A 25,347-nucleotide genomic window follows, 5' to 3' on the forward strand; every position below is an offset into this window, starting at 1 on the left:
CGCCTCCGAGCGCAGCATGCCGCAGGACGTCGCAGCCGAGCGCTCGGTGCTCTCGGCCATGATCCTCTCGCAGGACGTCCTCCAGGATGCCCTTGTCGAGCTTGACGAGAAGGACTTCTACCTCCCGTCCAACCGTGCCATCTATGCGGCCCTCCGTGAGATGTTCGACCGCAACCAGCCGGTCGACCCCGTCTCGCTGGCCGACTACCTTAACTCCCAGGGCCAGCTCGAGCGCGTCGGCGGCAGGGCCTACCTGCTCGACCTCAGCAACGACACCTTCTCCCTCGCCGGCTGGCGGCACCATGCCGAGATGCTGCGTCGCGACTCGCTCCTGCGCAACATCATCGAGGCCTCCGCCGAGGTCTGCGCCGTCGCCTTCGATGCCCCCGAGGACACCAAGGAGGTCGTCGACAAGGCCGAGAAGCTCATCCTCGACGTGACCGACCGCGAGGTGGCCAACTCCTACTCCACGATCGACCAGGTCATGGACGAGCTCTACACCGACCTCTCGAAGATGTGCGAGGACCAGTCGCACACCTTCGGAGTGAACACCGGGTTCAAGGGGATCGACGACAAGCTCCTCGGCCTGCGCCCTGGCCAGATGGTCGTCATCGGTGCCCGTCCTGGCGTCGGCAAGACCTCGTTCGCGCTCAACCTCGTCACGCAGGCGGCGGCGGCTGGGGCCTCCGTGGCGTTCTTCTCGCTCGAGATGAGCAAGGTCGAGATCGCGCAGCGCCTGCTGTCCTCGTATGCCAAGATCGACCTGCAGCAGATCCGAGCGGCCAACATCCACGCCGAGGACTGGACGCGGATTCTCGATGCCACCCGTGACCTCGCTCAACTCGACATCATGATCGATGACACGCCGGGTATCACGGTGACCGAGATTCGTGCCAAGGCCCGCCGGATGCTCCATGAGAAGGAGCATGGCATCGTGGTCGTCGACTACCTGCAGCTCCTGAGCCCTCCTCCGGGAAGGCGCTCCGACAGCCGCGCCACGGAGGTCTCGGAGATGAGCCGTGGCATCAAGATCATGGCCAAGGACCTCGGCGTTCCCGTCGTCGCGCTCTCGCAGCTCAATCGTGGCGTCGAGAATCGTACCAGCCGTGGCGGCATGAGCAAGCGCCCCCAACTCTCAGACCTGCGCGAGTCGGGCTCCATCGAACAGGACGCCGACATCGTCATCCTCCTCGACCGCTCCATGACCGACGAGGAGGCCGAGCGTGACGACCGTCCCGATGCGGGCGTGACCGAGTTCATCATCGCCAAGAACCGTTCGGGTCCGCTCGGCATCGTCGAACTGACCTTCCTTCCCAACTCCACCAAGTTCGTCGAGGTCGAGAAGCACTTCGACGAGTAGGTGCCGCGCGCGGCCTGTCAAGGGCGGTTGTGAGGGACTCACGGCTGTGGCTGGATGTGCCTGCCGCATGCCGTATACTCAAGGCTGTGCGCCTCGGCGAGGCCGATGCGCCCTGCATCCACGTCCACGATGGGAGTAATCCATGCCTGCAACGGTTCTGGTCGGTACTCAGTGGGGCGACGAGGGCAAGGGCAAGGTGACTGACCTCATCTCCGGTGACTTCGATTGCGTCTGCCGCTACCAGGGCGGTGCCAATGCCGGGCACACGGTCATCGCGAACGGGCATAAGTTCGGCCTCCACCAGGTCCCCTCGGGCGTCATGTATGAGGGCGTCACGCCGGTCATCGGCAACGGCTGCATCGTCGACCCCAAGGTCCTTCTCGACGAGATGGACATGCTCGAGTCCCAGGACGTCTCGTGCGAGCTCCTCAAGATCTCGGGCAACGCGCACATCGTGATGCCCTATCACATGGACCTCGACGGGGCCAACGAGCGTCGCCTCGGCAAGAACCTCATCGGCACCACGCACCGCGGCGTCGGTCCCTGCTATCAGGACAAGATGGGTCGCACCGGCCTCCGCATCCAGGACATGCTCGACGAGAAGATCTTCCGCCAGAAGCTCGAGGCCGCGCTTGTCGAGAAGAACGCCATTCTCGAGAAGGTCTATGGCATGCCCACCTACACGGTGGACCAGATCTGTGAGACCTATCTGCCCTATGCCGAGCGTCTGAAGCCGCACATCGTCGAGAGCTCCAAGCTCCTGAACGACATGCTTGCCGAGGGTGACAACATCCTGTTCGAGGGCGCCCAGGCCACCATGCTCGACATCGACCATGGAACCTACCCGTTCGTCACGAGCTCGAACTGCACCGCGGGCGGTGCCGTGACGGGCTCGGGCGTGGGACCCACCAACATCGGGCGCGTCCTCGGCATCGCCAAGGCCTACCTCACGCGCGTCGGCTCGGGTCCGTTCCCCACGGAGCTCCCGCAGGGAGACCCCATCGGCGACAAGCTCGGCGAGGTCGGCCATGAGTATGGCGTGACCACCGGGCGCAAGCGCCGCTGCGGCTGGTACGACGCCGTCGTCGTGAACTATGCCGCCCGCGTGAACGGTCTCACCGACCTCGCGGTCACCAAGCTCGACGTGCTCGGCTGCCTCGACACCATCAAGGTCTGCACCGCCTACGAGTGCGACGGCGTCCGCTACACCACCGTGCCCGAGCACCAGTCCGTCTTCTACCATGCCAAGCCCGTCTACGTCGAGATGCCTGGCTGGAAGTGCGACATCTCCGACTGCCGCAACTACTACGACCTGCCGCGCGAGGCCAAGGACTACCTCGACCTCATCGAGCAGCTCTCCGACGTGCGCGTCTCCATCGTCGCCGTGGGCCCCGACCGCGAGCAGACCATCAACCGCCACTGGAAGTAGCATGACCGAGCAGGGGTGCCAGCCGGAGCGTCGGTTTGATATCGTGACCGATGCGGCGAGCGACCTGTCGCTCGCCTACCTCGCCGCGCATGACGTGGCCGTGGTCCCCATGCGCATCCGATTGGGCGGTCAGGACCTTGCCGACGACGCCGACCTGTTCCCTGCCGAGTTCTATGAGCGGGTCGCATCCGGGAAGGTGCAACCCACGACCTCCCAGCCGTCCCCTGCCGACGTCTCGCGCGTCTATGACAAGGTGATCGCACGGGGCGCGAAGGCCATTCTGAGCGTGCATGTGTCGGGTGGGCTCTCCGAGACCGTCTCGTCGGCCACCACTGCAGCCCGCGATGCCAACAAGCGGGTCCCGTGCCGCGTGTTCGACACGGCGACCGCGAGCGCGGCCGAGGGCCTCGTGGTCCGGGCGGTCGTCATGGAGCGCGACCGCGGTGCGTCCCTCGAGGAGGCCCTCGAACGTGCCGACGAGGTCGCCAGTCATGCCTCGCTCTACTTCGTGGCGCCATCCACCAGCATGTATGCGGCTGGTCGTGGTTTTGGTCTGCTGGCGCGCCTCTCGGGGTCGCTTCCGATGCTCCATGTCTCGAAGGAAGGCACGGTCGTCCGGGATGCCCTGTCGCCCGACCTCACCGACCTTACCGGGCGCATCGCCCGCATCATGAGCAAGACGGCGGCCCAGGAGGGCCCCCTCATGTATGTCGAGGTCGCGGCTGGCATCCCACATCTGTTGGAGCATCTCGAGAAGCCCCTCGACACCAACGAGTTCGAGAGCCGATGCGTGGCGGTCGAGACGGCGAGCCCCTCCGTGGCGACGCATGCTGGCATAGGGGCCGTCGGCATCGCCTTCGCGCCCGTCCGCCACCTACCTGTCCCGAACGACGCCGCATCCAAGGGAGAGACCCATGTCTAGTCCCCACGACTTCGAGATCGTCACCGACAGCACCTGTGACATACCCCTTGCCGAGCTCGACGGGATGGGGGTGGCGATGGTGCCGCTCACCGTCTTCGTCGGTGAGCGCGCGCTTCTCGACGAGGTCGAGGTCAAGCCCGAGGAGTTCTACGACCTCATGGCGGCCTCCCCCGAACTGCCGCACAGCTCGCAGCCGTCCCCCGACATGTTCGGGAAGGCGTATGCAGACCTGGAGGCCTCGGGCGCCAGGCGCATCCTCGTCCTCACCATCTCGCAGGCCCTCTCGGGGACCTATAACTCGGCGAGCCTTGCCGCCGAGGGCTCCTCTGCCGATGTCAGGGTCGTGGACACCCATCTGGCCTCGATGGGGCACGGCATGGCGCTCAAGGAGGCCGTCAGGATGCGTGATGCCGGTGAGTCGCTCGAGGCGACGATCGACCACGTGAGGTCCTTCTCGGCGGGACTCTCGTCGCTGTTCGTCCCCGACACCCTCGACAACCTGGTGAAGAACGGTCGCTGCACCAAGCTGGCCGGCTTTGCGACCTCGCTCTTCGACATCAAGGTCAACCTGACGCTCGACGATGCCGGTGCCATCATCCCCATCCACAAGGCCCGTGGCGCCCGAGGGGCCTACCAGTGGATAGCCCACCGTCTGGTGAGGCTGATGGGGGAGGGCGCCCATGTGGTCGTCACCTTCATCCAGGTGAGGAACAGGGCGGGTGCCGACCAGCTCCTCGGGGCCATGCGATCGGCCGGCCTCGAGGTCGACGTGCAGGGGACCTATGACTGTGACCCGGTCATCGCGACGCACACCGGTGTCGGTCTGGTGTCGGTGGGGGTCGTGGCCGCGGACGCGGTCTATCATGCGAACGTGAAGGAAGATGCCGGCGAGACCTCGCCGGCCGGAGGGGAGTGACCATGTCAGACAGCGTCATCGACATCCTCGTGCTCGGAGCTGGCGGCCGCGAGCATGCCCTGCTCAAGAAGCTCGCCGAGAGCCCTCGTGCTGGCAGGCTCTGGGTCGCGCCCGGAAACGGAGGGATGCTCTCCATGGCGGAGGCGGCTCCCGTCGACCAGGACGACCCTGCTGCCGTGGCGGACTTCGCCACGCGCGAGCACATCGGCCTCGTGGTGATCGGTCCCGAGGTGCCCCTCGTCGACGGCGTCGGCGACGCGGTGCGCGCGGCGGGGATCCCGGTCTTCGGACCCAACGCCGACGCGGCTCAGATGGAGGGCTCGAAGGTCTTCGCCAAGCAGGTCATGGAGGCGGCTGGCGTCCCCACCGCGCGCTATCGCTCCTTCACCGAGGAGAGCCCGGCCGCAGACTATGTTCGCGAGCTGGGGTGTGCCTGCGTCGTCAAGGCCGACGGGCTGGCTGCCGGCAAGGGCGTGATCGTGGCGGCAAACACCGACGAGGCCTTGGCCGGGGTCCACGAGTGCTTCTCGGGACAGTTCGGCGCGGCTGGCTCGACCGTCGTGGTCGAGGAGTTCCTCAAGGGTCCTGAGGTGAGCCTCCTGGCCCTCACCGACGGCACGACGCTCGTACCCCTCGCGAGCTCGCAGGACCATAAGCGTGCCCTCGAGGGGGACCGAGGACCCAACACGGGCGGCATGGGCGTCTATTCGCCCGTCCCCTTCGTGACGGACGCCGAGCTTGCCGAGATGACGAACATCGAGGAGCGTGTCCTGGCCGAGCTCACCCATGAGGGCATCCGCTACTCGGGGTGCCTCTACGGCGGCTTCATGCTCACCAAGGACGGTCCCAAGGTCCTCGAGTTCAACGCCCGCTTCGGCGACCCCGAGACCCAGGTCGTGCTGCCGCGCATGCGCGGGGACCTGGTCGAGGCCTTCCTCGCCTGCGATGCCGGCACGCTCGACGCTGCCGACATCTCATGGGCAGACGACTGGGCGGTCTCCGTGGTGCTCACGAGCGCGGGCTATCCCGGTCCCTACGAGAAGGGCAAGCCCATCAAGGGCATAACGGATGCCGAGAGGAACCCCGGCGTGACCGTGTACCACGCGGGCACCGCGCTTGCGGCTGATGGCACGCTTGTGACGGCTGGGGGACGCGTGCTCGATGTCACCTGCGTCGCTGACACGTTCGAGGCCGCTCGCGACGGGGCCTATGCCGCCTGCGACCTCATTGACTTCGAGGGCAAGACGCTTCGTCGTGACATCGGGCTCCGCGCCCTGCGCGGACGCGACGCCTGGGAGGTGTAGGCATGACGGCACCACGGAAGGTCGGTTCCGAGCACGACTCCCTTGTGGTCCCTGGCGATGCCGACGCCCTGGGGAAGGCCCGTGACGCGGCCCTCGACGGCATCAGGGAGCAGGCCGAGGCCTTCACGTTCGATGGCGACCGCTCGTCCCAGGACCACGCCTCGGGCATGCCCGAGCGTCGTCGGCTCGTGCTGGGTGACGACGACCCGCGCGACGATGCGCTGGCCGAGCACGTGCTCGACGAGCAGGCCGCCTGGAAGGGCCGCATCTTCACGGTCGACAGGCTCGACGTGGCGCTTCCCGATGGCCGGAAGGCCGTGCGAGACGTCGTCCGGCACTGTGGTGCCGTCGCCATCGTGGCACTGACGGAGGACGGTCGCATCTGCCTGGTCCGTCAGTACCGCACGGCCCTCGGTCGCGTGACGGTCGAGATTCCGGCTGGCAAGCTCGACCCGGGCGAGGACCCGCTCGACTGTGCCCACCGCGAGCTTGCGGAGGAGACGGGCCTCCGGGCGGGGAAGATGGCCTTCCTCACCACGATCGCGAGCTCGGCGGGCTTCTCGGACGAGCTCATCCATCTCTACATGGCGACCGAGCTCACGCAGGACGAGTCGAGCCCTGACGCCGACGAGTTCATCAACGTCGACCTCGTCGACCTTCCTGAGCTCATCGATGCCGTCCTCGACGGTCGCATCGAGGATGCCAAGACCGTGGTCGGCGCGCTCGTCTGCGATGCCGTGGCGCATCGCCTGAGTCCGGAGGACCCCTCGCAAGGCTAGGGCGAAGGGACCGTGAAGGTAGGCGTGCGAGCCCTCTGCCGAGGTGCCTCGCGCGTATAATCCACTTGTTTGGTCGATGAGGCCGGCCCTTCGGGGCCGTGCGCGACGGGAGACGTGATGGCAAAGAAGCAGAAGGCCCTCGCGCCTGACTCCGAGCAGGTCGAGGAGCTCTTTGGCGAGGTAGACGAGTCGGGGCATAGTAACGCCTCGAATGCCGCCAAGCAGCATCGCCATCGCAAGGAGAAGGGCAACGGCATCGACGTCGACCCGCTGTCCGAGGACGACCCGTCCGGTTCCAACGTGGGCAAGATCATCGCTCGCACCGCCGTGATCTTCGTGGTGCTCGTCCTCGCAGTGGTGGTGCTCGCACAGGTGTCGTGCGGCGTCGCCCGTCGTGCCAACACCGCCGACCTCTCGAGCGACGTCAGCGTGCGCACCGTGACGTCGGCGCTCAAGGGGGGCGTCGAGTGGGGCAATGGCTTCACCCAGTTCCCCGAGGACTTCTCCGTGCAGGAAGCCGACGAGAACACCGGCCGTATCGAGGTCTCGGTTGTCGACACCTCCTCCAAGGATGAGATGGAGTGCCTCTCGGGCTCCCAGATCCAGGCGACGGCGTTCGCCGTGAACGCCCTGCTCAACCCTAATATCGATACGGTCGTCTATCACGTCAGCGTTCACGTGGACGACGACGGCGACATCGAGCAGTCGCAGGCCTTCGGGTTCCTCAAGCCCACCGGGCGCACCAAGACCTTCATGACCTTCGTGTGGACCAAGACGACCACGACCAACAACGCGTTCAACCTCAACTGCAACATCACCGGGATGGACTCGACCACAGCCGCGAACCTCAAGGACAAGGTCACGTCGTTCACAGACAACCCGCTCCTCTCGGCATTCGGCTCGTCCACCACGTCGTCTGCCACGACCGTGTCGGTCACGACCGACGATGCCACGACCGCGGACACGGCGGCCTCTGCCGACGCGTCGGCGACGGCAAGCGCTTCCTGATCCCAAGGTCCGCGATGCAAGGCTGGCGTTCGGCCGTCACCATGCGCCTCATCGCATATGGGCAAGAAGGACGGCCGGCGTACACCGGCCGTCCTTCTCGATTCTCTTGCCTTCCTGTGACCACGGGGCGCCTCGGCCGCGAGCGCGCTGATGCCGGCGACCTCCGGCGCTGCCGCCCTGACGGGTGTGTGGTCGCCTTCGCGTCATCGGTTCCCCTCGGCAGGGACGGACGTCCCACATGCCATCTCGGTCGTCAGCGAAGCAGGTCGGTGACGTCGCCGAGGACGGACTCGAAGCTCACGCCGCGCACTTCGTAGTCAGGCTGCTCGCGCGTGACCTTCATGGCGTCGATGACGAGGCGGCCGGCGAACTCGGTGGCGTCCTGGATGCTCCTGCCTGCCATGATGGCGGCGAGGAGTCCGGAGCAGTAGAGGTCGCCGGTGCCGTGGAGCATGTAGGGCAGGACGTCCTCGTCGATCTCGACGATGCCGGTGCCGTTGACGCCATAGCCGTTGTCAAGGGCCTCGGTGCAGGCGAGGTAGTTCCGTATCTTGCCGTCACCGCGGACGATGCCCTTGAGGACGACGTTCTTGGCACCCATGCCCAGGAGCTTGTCGATCATGGTGTGGATGTAGGCGTTGTCGACGTCCTGGCCGGCGTAGTCGGTTCCCGTGAGAATCGAGGCCTCGGTGAGGTTGGGGGTGAGCACGTCGGCACCGTCGACCAGCTCGCTCATGGCCTGGCAGAGCTCGGGGGTGTAGGTGGGATACATCTGGCCGGCATCGCCCATGACGGGGTCGACCACGCGGAGCGCCTTGGGATGCTCGCGGTAGAGACGCGTGATGCAGGCGACCTGGTCAGCGGCACCGAGGAAGCCGGAGTAGATGGCGTCGAGCTCGATACCCTCCTTCACCCAGGCGTCGAGGTAGTCGGACAGCATGGACGTGGTGTCGTGCATGTAGAACTCAGGGAACTTGGTGTGTGCCGAGAAGAGGGACGTGGGCACGGGGCAGACGTCGCATCCTGCTGCCGAGAGCACGGGGATGGCGACGCCGAGCGAGCACTTCCCATAGCCGCACAGGTCATGAACCGCGGCGACGCGAGGAATGTACGAGCCATTTCGCTTGTAGAGGTAGAGGTTGCTTGCATGGGTCATTGGTGGTTCCCTCCGACGCGGACTGAAAGACCGGCGTGCGGCACATAGGATAGCCGTTATCGGCCGACCTCGCCTTCCCCACCTCCCTTGCCTGACCCGTTCAGGAGGGGTGCTGGCATCTAAGCCGCCCTGCCGGAACCCGCAAGCCCCGGGGCCGTCTATACTGGTGACCAGAGTCAATATGTGGGTCCATCACCAAGGGAGAAGCAATGGCAGAGCCCGTCGTAGGCATCATCATGGGATCGAAGTCCGACATGCCGGCCATGGAGGCGTGCACGAAGGAGCTTGACGAGCTGGGCGTCCCCTATGAGCTCGTGGTCGCATCGGCGCACCGTGCCCCCGACAAGGTCCGTGAGTGGGCCTCCACCGCTGCCGATCGTGGCCTCAAGGTCATCATCGCCGCGGCGGGCAAGGCGGCGCACCTCGGCGGTGTCGTGGCGGCCTTCACGCCCCTGCCCATCGTGGGTGTGCCCATGAAGACGAGTGACCTCGGTGGGATGGACTCGCTGCTCTCGATGGTGCAGATGCCCTCTGGCGTTCCGGTGGCCTGCGTGGCCATCGGCGGCGCCAAGAACGCGGCCATCTATGCCACGCAGATCATCGGCGCGACGGATCCCGAGTACCGCGAGAAGATCATCGAGCTCAAGCGCCAGATGGCAGAGGCCTAGCAGGCACCATTCCGGGTCGGGCGCGTCCGCGCGTCGGCCCAACCACACGAGACCACCTCGCCGGGCCCGTCCCGGCGACAAGGAGGGAGCATCGCAGGATGCAGAAGGCAGAGCTGCTCGACCAGATCAAGGAGGCCATGAAGGCCCACGACAAGGTGCGCCTCTCCATCCTGCGCCAGGTCAACCAGGCCGTGAAGCAGATCGAGGTCGACGAACGCCGCGACGTCACCGAGGCCGACATCACGGCCGCGGTGAAGAAGCTGCAGAAGGTCACCGGCGAGGAGCTCGACGCCCTCCACAAGGCAGGCGACGATGCCCATGCCGATCGCATCGCGGAGCTCTCGAGCCAGGCCCAGATCCTCGACGGGCTCCTTCCGGCGCAGCTCGACGGTGCCATGCTCGAGACCGAGGTCGACCATGTGATCGATGAGCTCGGCCTTTCCGGCCGTCGTGACATGGGCCGTCTCATGGGTGAGCTCGCCACGCGTACGAACGGCAACTTCGACAAGCCGGCCGCCGCGGCCTATGCCGGCAAGAAGCTCGGCTAGGAGACTCCCATGGCCTCTCACCTCAAGAATGTGTCCCGGGCCCCCGATCCTGCGGGACCTACGTCCGTCCAGTCGCCGTTGCCGGCCTACGCCGATGCCTCATCGGCCGCCAGTCCGTCACCGAAGCCCGACAAGCCCAAGAGGTCGAAGTCCCGCATCATCTCGAACATACTCATCGCGCTCGGCATCATCCTGCTCCTGGTGGCTGCCGGCATGTGGGGCTATGCACAGTGGCAGTACGGTCAGCAGGACCAGGAGAACGAGAAGCTTGCCGAGTATGCCACCGTCTCCGACGATGCCTCGACGGCCCCGGTCATCGACTGGGCCACGTTGAAGGCGACCTACCCGGACGTCGTCGGCTGGATCTACGTACCTGGCACCGTCATCAACTATCCCGTGTTCCAATCGTCCGACAACGACCACTACCTCAACACCAACGCCGACGGCATCTACGGCGTGGGTGGCCAGATCTTCATGGACTATCAGAACACCGCTCCTGGCATGGTCGACCAGCAGACCATCATCTATGGGCACCACCTCAAGAACGGGTCGATGTTCAAGCAGGTCGCCGACATGGCCGACCAAGGCTTCTTCGATTCGATCACCACGGTCTGGTACTGCACGGAGGCCCAGAACTACGAGCTCGAGCCCCTGCTCGTCTACTACACCAATCCTGACGACCAGAACGTGCGCAGGTTCTCGTTCACCTCGCAGGAGGAGTTCCGGACCTACCTCGATGGCCTGCTGGGATCCTCGGTGGCACATGTGGGATCGGCCGATTCCATCATCGGGGGCGCCTCTCACGCCCTCACGCTCTCGACCTGCAACTACATCGATGGCTATGGGCGCACCATCCTGGTGTGCGTCCCGAAGTCAGAGGCGAACGCCGCGCTCAACGCGACGAGCTAGGAGGACCTCACAGCATGGTGCAGAACGACGATCGTGCGGCGTCCCGCATGACACCGACCAGCCGTCCCGCCTCGACGGGTGCCTATGACGACGAGAGGGACCAGCTCCATGAGGAGTGTGGCGTCTTCGGAATCTGGGCCCCCGGTCACGACGTTGCCCGCATGACCTACTTCGCCCTTCGTGCCCTGCAGCACCGGGGCCAGGAGTCGGCTGGCATCGCCGTGGGGGATGGGCACACCGTCCTGGTGAGGAAGGACCTGGGCCTCGTGAGCCAGGTCTTCACCGACTCCGACCTGGCGGCCATGCCAGGCCATGTCGCGGTGGGCCACGTGCGCTACGGTACGTCGGGAGCCAAGAGCTGGGAGGCGGCTCAGCCGCACCTCTCGGCCATCAACGACGTCATCATCGCGCTCGCGCACAATGGCACCCTCGTGAACTCCGACGAGCTCAGGCGCGAGCTGGTGAACCTGGGCATACCCTTCAGGTCTAACACCGACAGCGAGGTCGCGGCCAAGCTCGTGGGGTACTTCACCGAGCAGACCCACCACATCACGCAGGGCATCGCCAGGATGATGTCCATGGTGGAGGGGGGCTATGCCATGGCCCTCGTACGCGAGGACGCGCTCTATGCCTTCCGTGACCCCCATGGCATCAGGCCCCTCGTCCTCGGACGGCTCGCTGCCGATGCTGGTTGGGTCGTCGCGAGCGAGACCTGTGCCCTCGACATCCTCGGTGCCGAGTACGTGCGTGACGTCGTGCCGGGCGAGATCATCCGTATCTCGGGCGACGGCCTCTCCTCGCTGCAGGGGGTCTCGCGTGAGATTCCGGCCAACTGCATCTTCGAGGACGTGTACTTCTCGCGTCCCGATTCCATCGCGGGCGGTCGCTCCATCTACTCGATGCGCTATGCGATGGGCGCCGAGCTCGCCCGTGAGTCCCCGGCCGACGCCGACCTCGTGATAGGCGTGCCTGACTCCGGCCTGCCGCCTGCTGAGGGCTTCGCCCACGAGCTGGGACTCCCCTTCGGCGAGGGGCTCATCAAGAACCGCTACGTCGCGCGGACCTTCATCCAACCCACCCAGGAGCTCCGCGAGCTCGGCGTCCGTCTCAAGCTCAACGCCCTCCGCGACAACGTGGCCGGAAAGCGCCTCGTCATGATCGACGACTCCATCGTGCGCGGCACCACGTCCAAGCAGATCGTGCGCATGCTCAAGGATGCCGGTGCGCTCGAGGTCCACGTGCGCATCAACTCCCCCGAGGTCATCTGGCCCTGCTTCTATGGCATCGACACCGACACGCAGGACCAGCTCATCTCGGCGAACAAGTCCGTCGACGAGATATGCGACTACATCGGGGCGGACTCCCTCGCCTTCCTCTCGGTTCCCGGCCTCCTGAAGTCGGTGCCCATGAGCGGCTACTGCCAGGCTTGCTTCACGGGGGAGTATCCCGTCGAGATTCCCGAGAGCTTCTCTGCGGGCAAGTTCCTCGAGGGCTACGAGCCCAACAACCTCTCACACGCCTCTCGGACCTCGCAGATGAGGATCGAGGACCTTGTTCCAGACGGACCAGGAGATTCCACCACCGAGAAGGGAAGCACCAGATGAGCGAGACCCCCACGCACGTGAGCTATGCGGATGCAGGCGTCGACGTCGACGAGGGCGCCCGCGCCGTCGACGCCATCAAGGATGCCGTGGCACGCACGGACCGGCCCGAGTGCCTGGGAGGCCTCGGCGGCTTCGGCTGCCTCTTCTCGGCTGCCGGCCTCAAGGCGATGGACGACCCCGTGCTCGTCTCGGGCACGGACGGCGTCGGCACCAAGCTCGCCATCGCCCAGATGCTCGGCCGCAACGACACCGTGGGTGAGGATCTCGTGGCCATGTGCGTCGACGACGTGGTCGTGACAGGTGCCGAGCCCCTGTTCTTCCTGGATTACGTCGCTATCGGCCGCATCGAGGCAGAGAGCATGTCGCACATCGTGGCCGGTATCGCGCGCGGTTGCGAGAAGTCGGGCTGTGCCCTCATCGGCGGCGAGATGGCCGAGCACCCAGGCGTGATGCGTGCGGATGACTATGACCTCGCGGGCTTCTGCGTCGGCGCGGTCGACCGCCCCAAGATGCTCGGGGCCGACCGCGTGCACGTCGGGGACGTCATCATCGGGCTTCCCAGCTCGGGAATCCACTCGAACGGCTACTCACTCGTCCGCAAGGTCGCCATCGAGGGCAAGACCGTCGAGCAGCTCGATGAGCCGCAGGCGGACCTCGGAGGCAAGAGCCTGGCCGATGCCGTGCTGGCCCCGACGACCATCTACTCGGGTGCGCTGGTGGCGGCCCTCGCCGCAGGTGCCCCGATCCATGCCATGGCCCACATCACCGGCGGCGGCATCACCGAGAACCTCAACCGCGCCCTTCCGGCGGACGTGGACGCCGTGGTCGACCGTGGTGCCGATGGCCGCGGTGGCGTGGCAGGCGACGACCCCGCGTGGTCCGTCCCGCCGGTCATCTCGTACATGGTCCGCGCGGCGGGCCTCACGCCCGACGAGGCCTACAAGACCTTCAACATGGGCGTGGGCATGAGCGTCCTGTGCGACCCCGATGACGTGGACGAGGTCTGCGAGGCCCTCGTGGCCCAGGGACAGGAGCCCTTCGTGATGGGCGAGTGCGTCGCTGGCACGGGCACGGTGACCTACCGATGAGCGCAAAGAGGGACCCTGCCCTCGACACCTCGACGCTCGATGCGGCCGAGGGCTCCGACGCCTTCGAGTCGGAGCTGTGCTCGGTCGTGGGGACCGCGGCCGAGGGGGACGGCTTCACGCCGCACAGCCCGCTGCGCCTGGGGGTCCTCATCTCGGGCAACGGGACCAACCTGCAGGCCATCATCGACGCGATCGCCGCCGGTGCGCTCGATGCCGAGGTCGCGCTCGTGGTCTCGAGCAGGCCGTCGGCCTTCGGCCTCAAGCGTGCCGAGGAGGCCGGCATCCAGACGCTCACGCTCTCGAAGGAGACCTATGCCGACCCCGTCGTGGCCGACGAGGTCATCGCGGGCGAGCTCTATCGTGCGGGCGTGGACTACGTCATCATGGCTGGCTACATGCGCAAGGTGGGTGCGCCGCTACTGGCGACCTTCCCCAACCGCATCGTGAACCTGCATCCCGCGCTGCTCCCGAGCTTCCCGGGGGCGCATGCCATCGCCGAGGCCTATGCGCGCGGGGTCAAGGTGACCGGCGTGACGGTCCACTTCGCCAACGCCGACTATGATGCGGGCCCCATCATCGCCCAGCGGGCGCTGTCCGTGCGCGAGGGGTGGGACGTCGACGAGCTCGAGTCCCACATCCATGACATCGAGCACGAGCTCTACCCGGCCACCATCCAGCTGCTGGCCCAGGGGCGCGTCCACGTACGTGCCGACGGCACCGTGGAGGTCGCGTCGGCGTAGCCCCCCATCGATGCGACGGCAGGTCGTGTGGGTAACAGAATAGCGTGCTGCCTGGCATTTCTGCAGACACGTGCATGCTCCTCGTTCGGCAGTCCTAAGGCGTCAGGGATGACGCAGGAAGCGACGAAATGGGAGGTAGGTACATGGCAACAGGGAAGTATGACGGCTACAAGGTGATGATCGCCGGGTCGACCTCGGGAATCGGGCTCTCCATCACGGAGATGTTCCTCCGCGAGGGTGCCACGGTGCTCGGCCTCGGCCGTAACTTCGAGAACGTGCAGCACCTGGGCGACAGGTACATCCCGTTCAAGTGTGACGTCACGGACCTCGACCAGATCAGGGCCGCATGCGACAAGGTCAGGGAGCTCTTCGACGGCCACCTCGACGTGTTCATCAACTCCGCGGGCGTCGGCGTCCACTACTCCGTCAAGGAGGTCACGTCCGAGAAGTTCGACTTCGCGGTGGACCTGCTGCTGAAGTCCTCGGTCATGTTCACCAGGTACTGCTACGAGTACCTCGAGCAGGCCGAGCATGGAAGTCCTGTCATCATCCACGTGTCGAGCATCGGCGCCCGCACGATCGAGCCGGGCGACATCCTCTATGGCATCTGCAAGACGGGCATGAACCTCTATAGCAAGCAGTCAGCCGGGGGGCTTCCGGGGGTTCGTGTCATGAGCCTCTCTCCAGGGCCCTTCATCACCCCGATCTTCGCCAAGAGCCGCACGCCCGAGGAGACCGAGCAAGTCATCAAGTACATGGGCACGCTCATCCCGAGTGGCAGGATGGCCGAGCCGGACGAGATAGGCGACCTCGTGAGCTTCCTCTGCTCAGACGAGGCCTCCTATATCAACGGTTGTGACATCTCCATCGACGGCGGGACGCTCACGCGTCTCAGCTAGGCCGTCGAAACCACTCATTCACACGGAAGGGATGAAGACCATGCTGAACAACAAGGTGGCGCTCGTCACGGGCATCTCCACCGGTATAGGGCTTGCCACTGCCACGCGGTATCTCAAGGAAGGCGCCAGGGTCATCGGCGTCGGTGACCTCACCGACGAGGTCAAGGGCCTGGGCGACGGTCTCGACCATGTCGTCTGCGACGTCACCAAGGAGTCCGACGTCGCGTCGCTCTCCGACCTGATAGGCGAGCGCTATGGCGTCCTGGACATCCTCACGACGGTCTGCGACCGCGAGTACGACGGCAGGATCGGGGAGGTCGACGAGGCCGAGATGGAGCAGGCCTCCAAGCACATCCTCTATGCCCCGATGCTGCTCACCAAGCACCTCACGGACCTCCTCGGCAAGTCCGAGCTGGCCAGCGTCATCTATGACCTGCCCATATCGGCGTTCATGATCGAGAAGGACTATCTCACCTCGACGCTCAACGTGTCGCTGGCAAACTATGTGCGCCAGGCCACGGCCCAGATACGCCCCATCCGCGTCAACGGGGTGATGTTCGGCCTCATCAAGGGCCATATGCTCTCAGCCGAGAAGGAGGCCAGGTTCGAGGCTGCCGATCCTCCTGAGTCCATGATCCCGTCGAGGAGGCTCGGGACGCCCGAGGACGTCGCCAACCTGAACAACTTCCTGGCCGACGAGGTCTCGAAGTTCTTCAACAGCGCGCTGATTCCTGTCGACGGTGGCTACTACACGATGAACGCGCGCACGTTCGGCAACTCGTTCTAGGGCCGTCCGCCTTGGGCGGGCGAACCATGTGAGGCCGTCTGGGACCTAGTCGCAGACGGCCTCTTCTTCGGTAGATTCTGGCGGAATGATATACCGTAAATGGTGTGGAACCGATATAACCAGTAGATAGCTGGAAGAACGGGCGTGTGGCGCCCTTCATGTCTGAAAAGATGCTTAACACAAGGTGAGTCAAGGTATATGTTGAACCACATCACATATGTGGTGAGCTCATAGAGACAATATAGGGCGGTCGAGAACGACTACCGATACACCACTTGGTAGGATATCCTGAATGTGTCATGGCTCCGCACGAATAGGGTTCCATGATCCACGGCCCGCGCGATACCCTCACCGCGTCACATGTCGACGCAGGGGACGCGCGGGCCTTCTTTCCCCCAGTGTGTCACGGACCAGCCTTGGAGCGCCTATGCGCGCGAGAGCGCGGCGACGGTCTCCACGTGCGAGGTGTGGGGGAACATGTCCACGCACGTGAGTGCATCGAGGTGCCAGCCGAGCTTGAGCAGCACGTCGCAGTCGCGACGCTGGGTCTCGGGGTTGCATGAGACATAGACGATCCGCTCTGGTGCCAGTGCCGATGCCCCCTCGAGGAACGATGTCGTGGATCCCGCCCGTGGCGGGTCGAGGACGATGACGTCGAAGTGCTCGTGGCCGGCACGGGCGTCACGCATGTAGGCCGTGGCGTCGGCATGCACGAAGCGGCAGCGGTCTGCCAGGCCGTTCTCGGCGGCGTTCTTCCTGGCACACGCCACGGCTCCCTCGACGTTCTCTACGCCCACGACCTTGAGGCCCGGGACGCGATGTGCGGCGGCGAGGCCTATCGTACCGATGCCGCAGTAGGCGTCGAGCAGGCGTACCCCGCGCACGCCGTCCGACGAGAGTCCCGCCGCATCGAGCGCGCAGGCATAGAGGCGCTCGGTCTGGAAGGGGTTGGTCTGGTAGAAGCTCGTTGGCCCGATCTCGAAAGAGACGCCGAGGAGCTCGTCGTGCATGATGCCGCCACCCACGAGGGCCATCGAGTCGTGCCCGAGCATTGCGTTGGTACGGCGCTGGTTCACGTTCTGTGCCACGGCCGTGACGCTCGGCGCGAGGGCGCGGACCCGATCGACGAACTCGCGCCCGTGCGAGACCTTCTCGCCGTTGGTGACGATGGTGAGGAGCAGGTCGTCCGTGGCCCAGCCAGCGCGAACGATGGCATGGCGGAGGAGCCCGCGGCCGCGGTCCTCGTCATAGGCCGGGATGCGAAACTCCTCGGCGGCGCGCGCCACGGCGTTCAGGACCTGGCGGCAGCGGGGGTCCTCCACGAGGCAGGACGAGCATGGGACGATCGTATGGGTGCCACGCGCGTAGAAGCCGCAGCGGACGCTGCCGTTGGCACCGGGGGTGTAGGGTGAGGCCGCCTTGTGGCGGTAGCCGACCGGTTCGAGGCCGGGGATGCCCGAGGACTCGTCCATGCCGAGCATGGGGATGCGGGGAAGGGTGCCGTCGGCGTGAGGGCCATGGGGCAGCCGTGGGTCGTCGGGGAGGATGTCCGCGAAGAGGCGCTCGACGGACTCGCGCTTGCGGCGCAGCTGTATGGCGTACGGGACCGCGAGCCATTCGCAGCCTCCGCACGAGCGGGCGATCGGGCAGGTGTACGTCTTGAATCCCATGCGTACAGTGTAGCTGTGTGAGGGGCGAGGCGGTGCGCTGGGGCCCAGGTGCCCCATATGCGTCCCGCGGGCGGACGGCCTCTTTCAGATTGTGCCTGCGCCGATCGTTCAGGCTGCTAGAATGTCGTGCAACCGATGCCGCGTCAGGGGCGTCGCCACAAGAGGGGGAGCTCGTATGGGAACCATCCGCAAGGTCGGCATTCTGGGACAGGGTCACGTCGGAGCGCATGTGGCCAACAGCATGGTGCTCCAGGGGGTGGCCGACGAGCTCTACCTCTGCGACCTCGACCAGAAGAAGCTCGACTCCGAGGTCCAGGACCTTCGCGACGGACTGGCCTTCTGCCCCCATAACGTGAGGATAGAGGCCTGCGGCACGGACTACGAGGCCCTGGCCGACTGCGATGTCATCGTGAACGCCGCGGGCAAGGTCGCCCTTGCCGCGACAGACCGTGATGGCGAGCTCTTCTGGACCACCGACACCGCCCGCACCTTCGCCGCCCGCATCGCGAAGGCCGGCTTCGACGGCATCTGGGTCACCATCGCCAACCCGTGCGACGTCGTGGCCACCGAGATCTGGCACCTCACCGGCTGTGACCCCGCGCGCGTGGTGGGGTCTGGCACGGCCCTCGACTCCTCCCGTCTGCGCAACGTCCTCTCGCAGGCCACGGGCTACGACCAGAAGTCCATCGGCTGCTACATGCTCGGCGAGCACGGCGCCTCGCAGTTCGCCTGCTGGAGCCAGGTCAACTTCGGCGGCAAGCCGCTCGCGCAGCTCGAGGAGGAGGACCCCGAGCATTTCGAATTCGACAGGCCCAAGCTCGAGGACCTCGCGCGCCAGGGCGGTTACGTGACCTATGCCGGCAAGGGATGCACCGAGTACGCGGTCGCCGATGCGGCCACGCGCCTGGTCAAGGCCGTGGTCTCGAACGAGCACTACATCACGGCCTGCTCCACGCTGCTCACCGGCCAGTACGGCGAGGAGGGGCACTTCACGTCCATCCCCTGCTCGGTGGGGGCTGGCGGCGTGGAGCGCGTCTTCATGCCCGACCTCGACTCGACCGAGCAGGAGGCCTTCCATAAGTCCTGCGCCCACATCAAGGAGAACATCTCCCGCCTCGAGTGGTGGGACTCCGACCGGGCATAGGCGTCGAGCGGAGGAGGCCCTCCCCGGAGCCTGGTGCGCCGCGGGTGGGACGTTCCTCTCGATGCCCCTTCCCGACCGAAGGACAAAACACGAATTCCCCCATGTCCCGCGCATTGTGCCGCGGAAAGGGATATCATCACATTCGAGAATTTGAATTCGGGTCAAAAAGGCCCAGACCGTCAGAAGGGGTATGCAATGCAGTCCAAGATAGCCCATGCGGCAGAGCGCAAGGCCTTTGGCGCGGTGCTCGACAAGATCATCGACACCGCCAGCTCGGATGACCGCGACCAGAACATCGGCAAGCTCGTCGACATGGCGTCCAAGCTCCTGAAGGACACCGCCCCCGGAGCCGCCCGCGGCCTCAAGGCCGGTCTCTACCCGGGGAGCAAGTGGGAGCAGTTCCTGTTCGACGTCATCGACAACACCGACCGCACCGTCCTCAAGACGGCCATCCTGAACGGTGCCTACGAGTCCGCCTTCCGCGGCCTCCGCACCACGACGCAGAACGCCGAGAAGTACCAGTGCAACGTCCCCTGGATCATCCTGTTCGATCCCACGAGCGCCTGCAACAAGCACTGCAACGGCTGCTGGGCCGCCGAGTACGGCAACAAGTACAACCTCTCCCTCGAGGACATGGACAAGCTCGTGACCGAGGGCTCCGAGCTGGGCTGCCACCTCTACATGCTGACCGGTGGCGAGCCGCTCGTGCGCAAGCATGACATCATCAAGCTTGCCGAGAAGCACCAGGACTGCATCTTCAACATCTTCACCAACGCCAGCCTCATCGACGACGACTTCTGCGACGACGTGCGCCGCGTGGCCAACATCGTCTTCTCGATCTCGGTCGAGGGCTTCGAGGAGTCCAACGACGGCCGTCGTGGCGACGGCAGCTTCAACGAGGCCATGGCTGCCATGGACAAGCTGCGTGCGCACAAGCTCCTCTTCGGCACCTCCACCGCCTACACCAAGCTCAACTACAAGGACGTCACGTCCGACGAGTACTACGACCTGCTCATCTCGAAGGGCTGCCGCTTCGCGTGGTACTTCCACCTCATGCCCGTGGGCAAGGGTGCCGCCCCCGACCTCATGTGCACGCCCGAGCAGCGCGAGTACATGTTCCACCGCATCCGCGAGGTCCGTGGCATCACCGGTGGCAAGCAGATTTTCGCCATGGACTTCCAGAACGACGGCGAGTACGTGGGTGGCTGCATCGCCGGCGGCCGTGTCTACTGCCACATCAACGCCCGTGGCGACGTGGAGCCCTGCGTCTTCATCCACTACTCCAACGCCAACATCCACGACAAGTCCCTCATCGAGTGCTTCCAGCAGCCGATCTTCCAGGCCTACCGCAAGCACTGGCCCTGGACGGACAACCTCCTCGAGCCCTGCCCCATGCTCGAGAACCCCGAGATCCTGCCCCAGATCGTCCACGAGGCCGATGCCCCCAACACGGACTATGCCGCGCCTGAGAGCGTCGAGGAGCTGTGCGACAAGACCACGCCGTACGCCAAGGCCTGGAAGCCCGTCGCCGACCAGCTCTGGCTCGACGAGCACCCCACCGGCAAGAAGATCTATGCCGACGAGATGAGCCAGATGGACGTCAACGTCAAGGCCAAGAAGCTGGCCGAGGACGACGCCGAGCAGGACGCCGTGACCGACTAGCTCCTGCGTCTTCGTACCGCATCTCTGACGAGGGACCCTGCATCCGACCGGATGTGGGGTCCCTCTTTCTGCGGGCCCGTCATGGGGCGACGTGCATCAGGCGTCGGCGTGCGCATACATGAGAGAGGACCCACATCCATAGGGACGTGGGTCCTCGAAACGTTCTGGCGGAGAGCTGGGGATTCGAACCCCAGAAGGGACTTGCGTCCCTTACTCGCTTAGCAGGCGAGCACCTTCGGCCTCTCGGTCAGCTCTCCAAACATGGTGCTAGAGCATCATAGCGCACTTGTCATGCGGCGGCCAGCGGGGGCGGCACATGCATCGGTCCCACTCATCGGACCTCATGCCGCAGGCTCGTGCGGGCGGTACCCGACAGGTCCGCGAGCGGACGGTCCTCCTCGGGGGCGAGCGCGCGCCCGTTGTGGTTGCGGTGGTGCGTCACGCGAACGAGGGGCTCACCGGCCACGGAGAGCTCGGCTGCGTCACCCCAGCGGCGGAGTGCCTCGTCGAAGAGGTCGGTGAAGCTCGCCTTCGAGGTGCGCCCGGTGAAGGGGTCGCGCCAGGGGAGGTGGTCCGGGTTGTCCGAGGGGCAGGTGTCCTGGCGCATGACCGGATGTGCCATGGCCTGGGCCTGCGAGTGCGACCTGAAGGCGCGCTCGCAGGTGCCGACGGCCCTTGCCTTGAGCGAGCCGGCGGGTTCGATGTGCCGGTAGCACCATCGCATGTCCTCGAGCGAGGAGCGGTAGACGTCATCGGGAAGGGTGACCCCATAGACGTCCCCGGCGACCATGCCCATCACGAGGTCGGCCACCTCGAGGACCCGCGTGGGAACCTCGGGGAGGAGCCCGTCGGGGTAGTCGGCCACGGTCTTGCCGCGCTCACGCCAGAGCATCATCGAGTCGAGCTCGGCCTCGATCACGGCGTGCGTCTCGCTCTGGGCGTCCTCGAGGCCGTCCGCGGCATCGATGAGGGACGCCTCCTGCGCGTAGACGAAGGGATGGGTGGTGGAGTCGAGCACATAGTGTGCGAGGAGCCCCAACGCGAACGCGCGTGCCACGGGGCCTGCACCCGGCTCGGCCTCGTCGGCGTCATCCTCGGCCGCTCGGGCGGTCTCGAGCTCGGTGGTGGGGAGGGTGCGGTGGCAGGCACGTGCGAGGGAGTGCGCGACGCGGGCGTCCGCCCTGCTGCCGCGCCACCTGAAGAAGAGGGGGTCCGGACCCTGGTTTCCCAGCGTGAAGGCATAGGACTCGTCGAGCGAGGCGAGCGTGCGAGGTGGCAGCAGGGCGATCGCATGCTCTGCGAAGAAGTGGTGGGCATAGACGGCGGGCATACGTGCCTCCAATCGGAATCCCGGAGGGATGGCCTCCTCTTTCCCGTACAGATGCATAGCGTATCACCTGGGGTAGAATGAGTGTATCGACGTCGGTCACATCATCCGACGTAGGGGCCTCGCAACCATGCGGGCCGATCGCGTGCGTCAAGACGGGGGATTGCTTTGGGACGAGGAAGGCAGGAAGGGGTGCGCATGGGAGGAAACGCCCGTGCGGACCGCATCGCACGTATAGGGATGATCGCGGCGGTCTATGCCGCCACCACGCTCGTGGCCATCCTCTTCATGGGAGGCCTCGCCTGGGGGCCCGTCCAGTTCCGCCTCTCCGAGGCCCTCGTGGTCCTGGCGCTCTTCACGCCTGATGCCGTCCCTGGGCTGGCATTGGGCTGTGCCGTGGCGAACGCCGCCAACATCGTGCTGGGGGGTACCGGCACGCTCGGCCTTCTCGACGTCGTCTTCGGGTCTGCGGCCACCGCCCTGGGCGCGGCCATCACCTGGAGGCTCCGGCGCCATCCGGCACTCGCGCTCATGGGACCGGTCCTGGCCAACGCCCTCATCGTGTCCGCCTACCTGCCCGTGATGCTTGCGGGCCTCGGCTTCTACACCATCCCCTTCACGAGCATCTCCCTCGAGGGATCCTATCCGCTCATGTACCTCTTCGGCTTCGTGACCACCGGCCTCGGCGAGGCCGTGGTGATCTATGCGCTCGGCATGCCGCTCTCGCGTGCGCTCAGGAGGACGGCGCTTCCAGCGCAGCTCTCGGCCGGCCTCGCGGGTGCATCGTCGGCCCCTGCGCCCAAGGAGGCCGCCGGCCAGGTGGACACGGGCGGTGAGGTGCGATGAACCCGCTCGTCGTCGTTCCCACCTACTGGTCCAACAGCGAGGGGCAGGAGGGGACCTACGACCATGCCACGCCGCTCTCGAGGCCCCAGCCGGAGCTCGAGGGCTGCCTTGCCTCGCTCGAGAAGGTCCGCGGGGTCCTGAGGGTCGCGGTGCTGCTGGTGGCTCCCCCTGTGGCCGAGGAGGGCGCTCGTGCACGCGTGAACGCCATCTGCGCCTCGCACCCGAACCTGAACCCCCTCGTGATAGGGCATCCCGAGGCCCAGGTCGTGCGAGGATGCGTCTCGGCCATGTCGCCTGGCATGGTGGGCGAGACGGTCTCCCTGCGTGGCTACGGCGCCATCAGGAACATGGGGCTTGCCGTAGGCGCAGCCCTCGGCCATGACGTGGTCGTGTTCATCGACGACGACGAGGTCGCGCTCGACCCCGACTTCCTGGTGCAGGCCTGCTACGGGCTGGGCTCGCTCACGCGTCAGAACCTCCCCATCTATGCCAAGAGCGGCTACTTCATCGACCGCAACGGGGCGGCCCTTGCCGACGAGAAGAAGAATCGTTGGTACGACCACTGGTGGCCCAAGCGGCAGGAGTTCAACGCCTGGATGGCCCCGGCACTCCAGGGCGTCCGCATCTCGCGCTCGAACGTCTGTTGCGGCGGCTGCATGGCCGTGCATGCCGAGGCGTTCTCGCGGGTGCCCTTCGACCCTTGGATCACGCGAGGCGAGGACCTCGACTACCTCTTCGACCTGCGTCTCAACGGCATGGACGTCTGGTTTGACAACGAGTGGCACATCCGGCACCTGCCACCTCCCTCGGCGAGGCCGGTCGGCCGTTTCCAGCAGGACGTCTACCGCTGGGTCTACGAGACCCACAAGTTCGAGGTCGCAGCCAAGCGCGAGGAGCTCCGTCGCGTCACGGCGTCCTCGCTCGAGCCTTACCCGGGCGAGTGGATCGGGCCCGACCTCAGGCACCGGATCCGTAGGACCGCGCTCGCCCGTGCCATCGGATGCGAGGGCCATGGTGACTACCTCCGCATCTTCAGGAGGGGCATTCCCGAGGCGGAGCGCTACGTCCAGGAGACCTCTGGTAACTACCTGGCCTTCCTCACCTATTGGCAGCGTCTCATCGAGGGCCTCTGGGACGATGCCGGGCTCGCCCGCCAGCTCCTCTCGATGGGAAGCCCCCGACGGGTCGTTCCCGTCGACGTCGAGAAGCCCGTCCGCATGTCCACCGACATGCGGCTGCCCAAGCTCGGGATGGATGTCCCGCAGGTCTGGCCGGGCCCCGTCACCGAGGCGCCGACTGACCCCTCGGCTGCCGGTCAGGCGGGGGAGGGTGTGCGATGAGCCTCCTCACGCGGTCTGACACGCTGCGCTCGCAGGCGACCGAGCGTACGCTCCGCACGGCCTCCAACACCTTCGCGCACATGCGCGACGGGCTCGTCCCCGACGCCTGTCACGCGGTCTGCGAGCTCCTCCTGCCCGAGACCAAGGCCATCGCCGTGGCCATGACCAACACCGAGGTGGTCCTTGCCTACGTGGGTGACTTCGCTGACGAGTTCCCGGTGGGCAGCCCCATCCACACGCCCGCCACGCGCGAGGTGCTCCAGAAGGGCAGGCTCGAGACCTTCGACATGATCGTCTCGACCGACACGGGCGACGAGACCATACATGGCCGTCATCCCAAGCGCGACGTGGTGCCGGCTGGCATCGTGGCGCCCCTCGTGGTGTCGGACAAGACGGTCGGGACGATCAAGTTCTACTACTCGAGCCACATCGCCATCGACCGCACGCAGCTCGCCATCGCCCGCGGCTTCGCCGAGCTCCTCTCCACGCAGCTCTCGGCCTATGCCCTGGACCAGCAGGCCGAGCTCACGGCCAAGGCCGAGGTCAAGGCCCTCCAGGCCCAGATCAACCCGCACTTCCTGTTCAACACGTTGAACACCATCGCCGCCCTCACGCGCACCGACCCATCGCGCGCCCGTGACCTGCTGCGCGAGTTCTCCACGTTCTATAGGCAGACCCTCGAGAACTCCGAGAGCCGCATCCCGCTCTCGCGGGAGCTCGCCCAGACGAAGCGCTACCTCGACCTCGAGCATGCCCGCTTCGGTGACGAGCGCATCCAGGAGCACGAGGTCGTGGCCGAGGGCTGCGAGGACGTGCTCGTCCCCGCCTTCGTGGTGCAGCCCATCGTCGAGAACTCCGTGCGCCATGCCATGCGCGAGGAGGGGACGCTCCACATAGACGTGCACGTCGCCGAGGACGCGGGCGACATCCTCATCGCCGTCACCGACGATGGCCTCGGCATGGACGAGAGGACCGCGCGGTCGCTGCTCGACGGTACGGCGCGCCCGGCCTCGGGCGCTGACAAGGGCACGGGGATCGCCCTCAGGAACGTCGCGGAGCGCCTCGAGCGGTTCTACGGTCCTGGCTCGGGCGTCGACATCGTGTCGAAGCCAGGCGAGGGAACGAGCGTGACCCTCAGGCTCGCTGGTGCAGCCCTTGACGAGTGAGGTATCATCACAGGAGCGACCTTCGCATGCCAGGCGCGCCTTCCGAGGCGGATGGCCTGGCATCGCGTCAGCAGG

Annotated in this window: 23 protein-coding genes and 1 tRNA gene; 20 read left to right on the forward strand and 4 right to left on the reverse strand. The window is 66.1% G+C overall.

What is annotated here, in order from left to right:
• Positions 1-16 precede the first annotated feature (16 nt).
• The 7 genes from dnaB to LKE50_02345 all read left to right on the forward strand — a co-directional run bounded on the left by dnaB (position 17) and on the right by LKE50_02345 (position 7,718).
• The gene (gene dnaB, locus LKE50_02315; protein MCH3967458.1) at positions 17-1,360 is read left to right on the forward strand and encodes a replicative DNA helicase; all 1,344 of its coding nucleotides are present in this window, start codon (positions 17-19) and stop codon (positions 1,358-1,360) included.
• A gap of 142 nt (positions 1,361-1,502) precedes the next feature.
• The gene (locus LKE50_02320) at positions 1,503-2,789 is read left to right on the forward strand and encodes an adenylosuccinate synthase (GenBank protein ID MCH3967459.1); all 1,287 of its coding nucleotides are present in this window, start codon (positions 1,503-1,505) and stop codon (positions 2,787-2,789) included.
• A 1-nt stretch (position 2,790) separates the two neighbouring features.
• The gene (locus LKE50_02325) at positions 2,791-3,711 is read left to right on the forward strand and encodes a DegV family protein (GenBank protein ID MCH3967460.1); all 921 of its coding nucleotides are present in this window, start codon (positions 2,791-2,793) and stop codon (positions 3,709-3,711) included.
• A complete protein-coding gene (locus LKE50_02330) occupies positions 3,704-4,627 on the forward strand; it encodes a DegV family protein (protein MCH3967461.1) in 924 nt (307 codons plus the stop codon). The genes LKE50_02325 and LKE50_02330 overlap by 8 nt, the downstream gene beginning before the upstream one ends.
• Positions 4,624-5,931 (forward strand): phosphoribosylamine--glycine ligase, encoded by a 1,308-nt coding sequence (gene purD, locus LKE50_02335; GenBank protein MCH3967462.1) that lies wholly within the window; start codon positions 4,624-4,626, stop codon positions 5,929-5,931. The genes LKE50_02330 and purD overlap by 4 nt, the downstream gene beginning before the upstream one ends.
• Positions 5,932-6,098: 167 nt before the next feature.
• Positions 6,099-6,710: an NUDIX hydrolase gene (locus tag LKE50_02340; protein MCH3967463.1), complete on the forward strand. Its 612-nt coding sequence runs from the start codon at positions 6,099-6,101 to the stop codon at positions 6,708-6,710.
• 117 nt (positions 6,711-6,827) lie between these two features.
• Complete coding sequence (locus LKE50_02345; GenBank protein ID MCH3967464.1) at positions 6,828-7,718, forward strand: hypothetical protein; 891 nt, start codon at positions 6,828-6,830, stop codon at positions 7,716-7,718.
• 253 nt (positions 7,719-7,971) lie between these two features.
• Here LKE50_02345 and LKE50_02350 read toward each other — a convergent pair whose 3' ends face one another.
• On the reverse strand, positions 7,972-8,874 hold the full coding sequence (locus LKE50_02350; protein ID MCH3967465.1) for a bifunctional hydroxymethylpyrimidine kinase/phosphomethylpyrimidine kinase: 903 nt from the start codon (positions 8,872-8,874) through the stop codon (positions 7,972-7,974).
• Positions 8,875-9,083: 209 nt separating this feature from the next.
• Between LKE50_02350 and purE the strand changes: the two genes are divergently transcribed.
• The 8 genes from purE (at position 9,084) to LKE50_02390 (ending at position 16,117) form a co-directional block, all read left to right on the forward strand.
• Positions 9,084-9,542: a 5-(carboxyamino)imidazole ribonucleotide mutase gene (purE, locus tag LKE50_02355; protein ID MCH3967466.1), complete on the forward strand. Its 459-nt coding sequence runs from the start codon at positions 9,084-9,086 to the stop codon at positions 9,540-9,542.
• A 98-nt stretch (positions 9,543-9,640) separates the two neighbouring features.
• Positions 9,641-10,090, forward strand: a complete 450-nt coding sequence (locus LKE50_02360; protein MCH3967467.1) for a GatB/YqeY domain-containing protein — start codon at positions 9,641-9,643, stop codon at positions 10,088-10,090.
• Between the two features lie 9 nt (positions 10,091-10,099).
• Entirely contained in the window at positions 10,100-10,999 is a 900-nt protein-coding gene (locus LKE50_02365) for a class B sortase (protein MCH3967468.1), read from the forward strand.
• Positions 11,000-11,046: 47 nt separating this feature from the next.
• Positions 11,047-12,603 (forward strand): amidophosphoribosyltransferase, encoded by a 1,557-nt coding sequence (gene purF / locus LKE50_02370; protein ID MCH3967469.1) that lies wholly within the window; start codon positions 11,047-11,049, stop codon positions 12,601-12,603.
• Positions 12,600-13,691: a phosphoribosylformylglycinamidine cyclo-ligase gene (gene purM / locus LKE50_02375; protein ID MCH3967470.1), complete on the forward strand. Its 1,092-nt coding sequence runs from the start codon at positions 12,600-12,602 to the stop codon at positions 13,689-13,691. The genes purF and purM overlap by 4 nt, the downstream gene beginning before the upstream one ends.
• Positions 13,688-14,431 carry a phosphoribosylglycinamide formyltransferase gene (gene purN, locus LKE50_02380; protein ID MCH3967471.1) on the forward strand — a complete coding sequence of 248 codons (744 nt, stop codon included), beginning with the start codon at positions 13,688-13,690 and terminating at the stop codon, positions 14,429-14,431. The genes purM and purN overlap by 4 nt, the downstream gene beginning before the upstream one ends.
• A gap of 143 nt (positions 14,432-14,574) precedes the next feature.
• Positions 14,575-15,330, forward strand: coding sequence for an SDR family oxidoreductase (locus LKE50_02385; protein MCH3967472.1), 756 nt, complete (start codon positions 14,575-14,577; stop codon positions 15,328-15,330).
• 40 nt (positions 15,331-15,370) lie between these two features.
• Entirely contained in the window at positions 15,371-16,117 is a 747-nt protein-coding gene (locus LKE50_02390) for an SDR family oxidoreductase (GenBank protein ID MCH3967473.1), read from the forward strand.
• A gap of 425 nt (positions 16,118-16,542) precedes the next feature.
• Here LKE50_02390 and rlmD read toward each other — a convergent pair whose 3' ends face one another.
• Complete coding sequence (rlmD, locus tag LKE50_02395; GenBank protein ID MCH3967474.1) at positions 16,543-17,787, reverse strand: 23S rRNA (uracil(1939)-C(5))-methyltransferase RlmD; 1,245 nt, start codon at positions 17,785-17,787, stop codon at positions 16,543-16,545.
• A gap of 175 nt (positions 17,788-17,962) precedes the next feature.
• Between rlmD and LKE50_02400 the strand changes: the two genes are divergently transcribed.
• Together LKE50_02400 and LKE50_02405 are read left to right on the forward strand one after the other, a co-directional pair.
• A complete protein-coding gene (locus tag LKE50_02400; protein ID MCH3967475.1) occupies positions 17,963-18,931 on the forward strand; it encodes an L-lactate dehydrogenase in 969 nt (322 codons plus the stop codon).
• A gap of 195 nt (positions 18,932-19,126) precedes the next feature.
• On the forward strand, positions 19,127-20,593 hold the full coding sequence (locus LKE50_02405) for a radical SAM protein (GenBank protein MCH3967476.1): 1,467 nt from the start codon (positions 19,127-19,129) through the stop codon (positions 20,591-20,593).
• A 165-nt stretch (positions 20,594-20,758) separates the two neighbouring features.
• On the opposite strand, the gene LKE50_02410 is transcribed toward LKE50_02405, so the two are convergent.
• Positions 20,759-20,850, reverse strand: a tRNA-Ser gene (locus tag LKE50_02410).
• Between the two features lie 74 nt (positions 20,851-20,924).
• On the reverse strand, positions 20,925-21,923 hold the full coding sequence (locus tag LKE50_02415; GenBank protein ID MCH3967477.1) for a zinc dependent phospholipase C family protein: 999 nt from the start codon (positions 21,921-21,923) through the stop codon (positions 20,925-20,927).
• Between the two features lie 195 nt (positions 21,924-22,118).
• Between LKE50_02415 and LKE50_02420 the strand changes: the two genes are divergently transcribed.
• The 3 genes from LKE50_02420 to LKE50_02430 are packed head-to-tail and all read left to right on the forward strand — an operon-like array spanning position 22,119 to position 25,272.
• A complete protein-coding gene (locus tag LKE50_02420; protein MCH3967478.1) occupies positions 22,119-22,766 on the forward strand; it encodes a QueT transporter family protein in 648 nt (215 codons plus the stop codon).
• Positions 22,763-24,106, forward strand: coding sequence for a glycosyltransferase (locus LKE50_02425; protein MCH3967479.1), 1,344 nt, complete (start codon positions 22,763-22,765; stop codon positions 24,104-24,106). Before LKE50_02420 ends, LKE50_02425 begins: the two co-directional genes overlap by 4 nt.
• Positions 24,103-25,272, forward strand: coding sequence for a histidine kinase (locus LKE50_02430; GenBank protein ID MCH3967480.1), 1,170 nt, complete (start codon positions 24,103-24,105; stop codon positions 25,270-25,272). The genes LKE50_02425 and LKE50_02430 overlap by 4 nt, the downstream gene beginning before the upstream one ends.
• Positions 25,273-25,347 lie beyond the last annotated feature (75 nt).

The sequence above is a fragment of the Atopobiaceae bacterium genome (genome assembly GCA_022483015.1).
In the GTDB taxonomy this organism is placed as follows: Bacteria; Actinomycetota; Coriobacteriia; order Coriobacteriales; family Atopobiaceae; genus JALCUE01.

Coding starts and splice junctions, on each gene's coding strand:
- dnaB (MCH3967458.1), top strand. CDS start 17: ATGCCGCAGGACGTCGCAGCCGAGCGCTCGGTGCTCTCGGCCATGATC.
- LKE50_02320 (MCH3967459.1), top strand. CDS start 1,503: ATGCCTGCAACGGTTCTGGTCGGTACTCAGTGGGGCGACGAGGGCAAG.
- LKE50_02325 (MCH3967460.1), top strand. CDS start 2,791: ATGACCGAGCAGGGGTGCCAGCCGGAGCGTCGGTTTGATATCGTGACC.
- LKE50_02330 (MCH3967461.1), top strand. CDS start 3,704: ATGTCTAGTCCCCACGACTTCGAGATCGTCACCGACAGCACCTGTGAC.
- LKE50_02340 (MCH3967463.1), top strand. CDS start 6,099: ATGCCCGAGCGTCGTCGGCTCGTGCTGGGTGACGACGACCCGCGCGAC.
- LKE50_02345 (MCH3967464.1), top strand. CDS start 6,828: ATGGCAAAGAAGCAGAAGGCCCTCGCGCCTGACTCCGAGCAGGTCGAG.
- LKE50_02350 (MCH3967465.1), bottom strand. CDS start 8,874: ATGACCCATGCAAGCAACCTCTACCTCTACAAGCGAAATGGCTCGTAC.
- purE (MCH3967466.1), top strand. CDS start 9,084: ATGGCAGAGCCCGTCGTAGGCATCATCATGGGATCGAAGTCCGACATG.
- LKE50_02360 (MCH3967467.1), top strand. CDS start 9,641: ATGCAGAAGGCAGAGCTGCTCGACCAGATCAAGGAGGCCATGAAGGCC.
- LKE50_02365 (MCH3967468.1), top strand. CDS start 10,100: ATGGCCTCTCACCTCAAGAATGTGTCCCGGGCCCCCGATCCTGCGGGA.
- purF (MCH3967469.1), top strand. CDS start 11,047: ATGACACCGACCAGCCGTCCCGCCTCGACGGGTGCCTATGACGACGAG.
- purM (MCH3967470.1), top strand. CDS start 12,600: ATGAGCGAGACCCCCACGCACGTGAGCTATGCGGATGCAGGCGTCGAC.
- purN (MCH3967471.1), top strand. CDS start 13,688: ATGAGCGCAAAGAGGGACCCTGCCCTCGACACCTCGACGCTCGATGCG.
- LKE50_02385 (MCH3967472.1), top strand. CDS start 14,575: ATGGCAACAGGGAAGTATGACGGCTACAAGGTGATGATCGCCGGGTCG.
- LKE50_02390 (MCH3967473.1), top strand. CDS start 15,371: ATGCTGAACAACAAGGTGGCGCTCGTCACGGGCATCTCCACCGGTATA.
- rlmD (MCH3967474.1), bottom strand. CDS start 17,787: ATGGGATTCAAGACGTACACCTGCCCGATCGCCCGCTCGTGCGGAGGC.
- LKE50_02400 (MCH3967475.1), top strand. CDS start 17,963: ATGGGAACCATCCGCAAGGTCGGCATTCTGGGACAGGGTCACGTCGGA.
- LKE50_02405 (MCH3967476.1), top strand. CDS start 19,127: ATGCAGTCCAAGATAGCCCATGCGGCAGAGCGCAAGGCCTTTGGCGCG.
- LKE50_02415 (MCH3967477.1), bottom strand. CDS start 21,923: ATGCCCGCCGTCTATGCCCACCACTTCTTCGCAGAGCATGCGATCGCC.
- LKE50_02420 (MCH3967478.1), top strand. CDS start 22,119: ATGGGAGGAAACGCCCGTGCGGACCGCATCGCACGTATAGGGATGATC.
- LKE50_02425 (MCH3967479.1), top strand. CDS start 22,763: ATGAACCCGCTCGTCGTCGTTCCCACCTACTGGTCCAACAGCGAGGGG.
- LKE50_02430 (MCH3967480.1), top strand. CDS start 24,103: ATGAGCCTCCTCACGCGGTCTGACACGCTGCGCTCGCAGGCGACCGAG.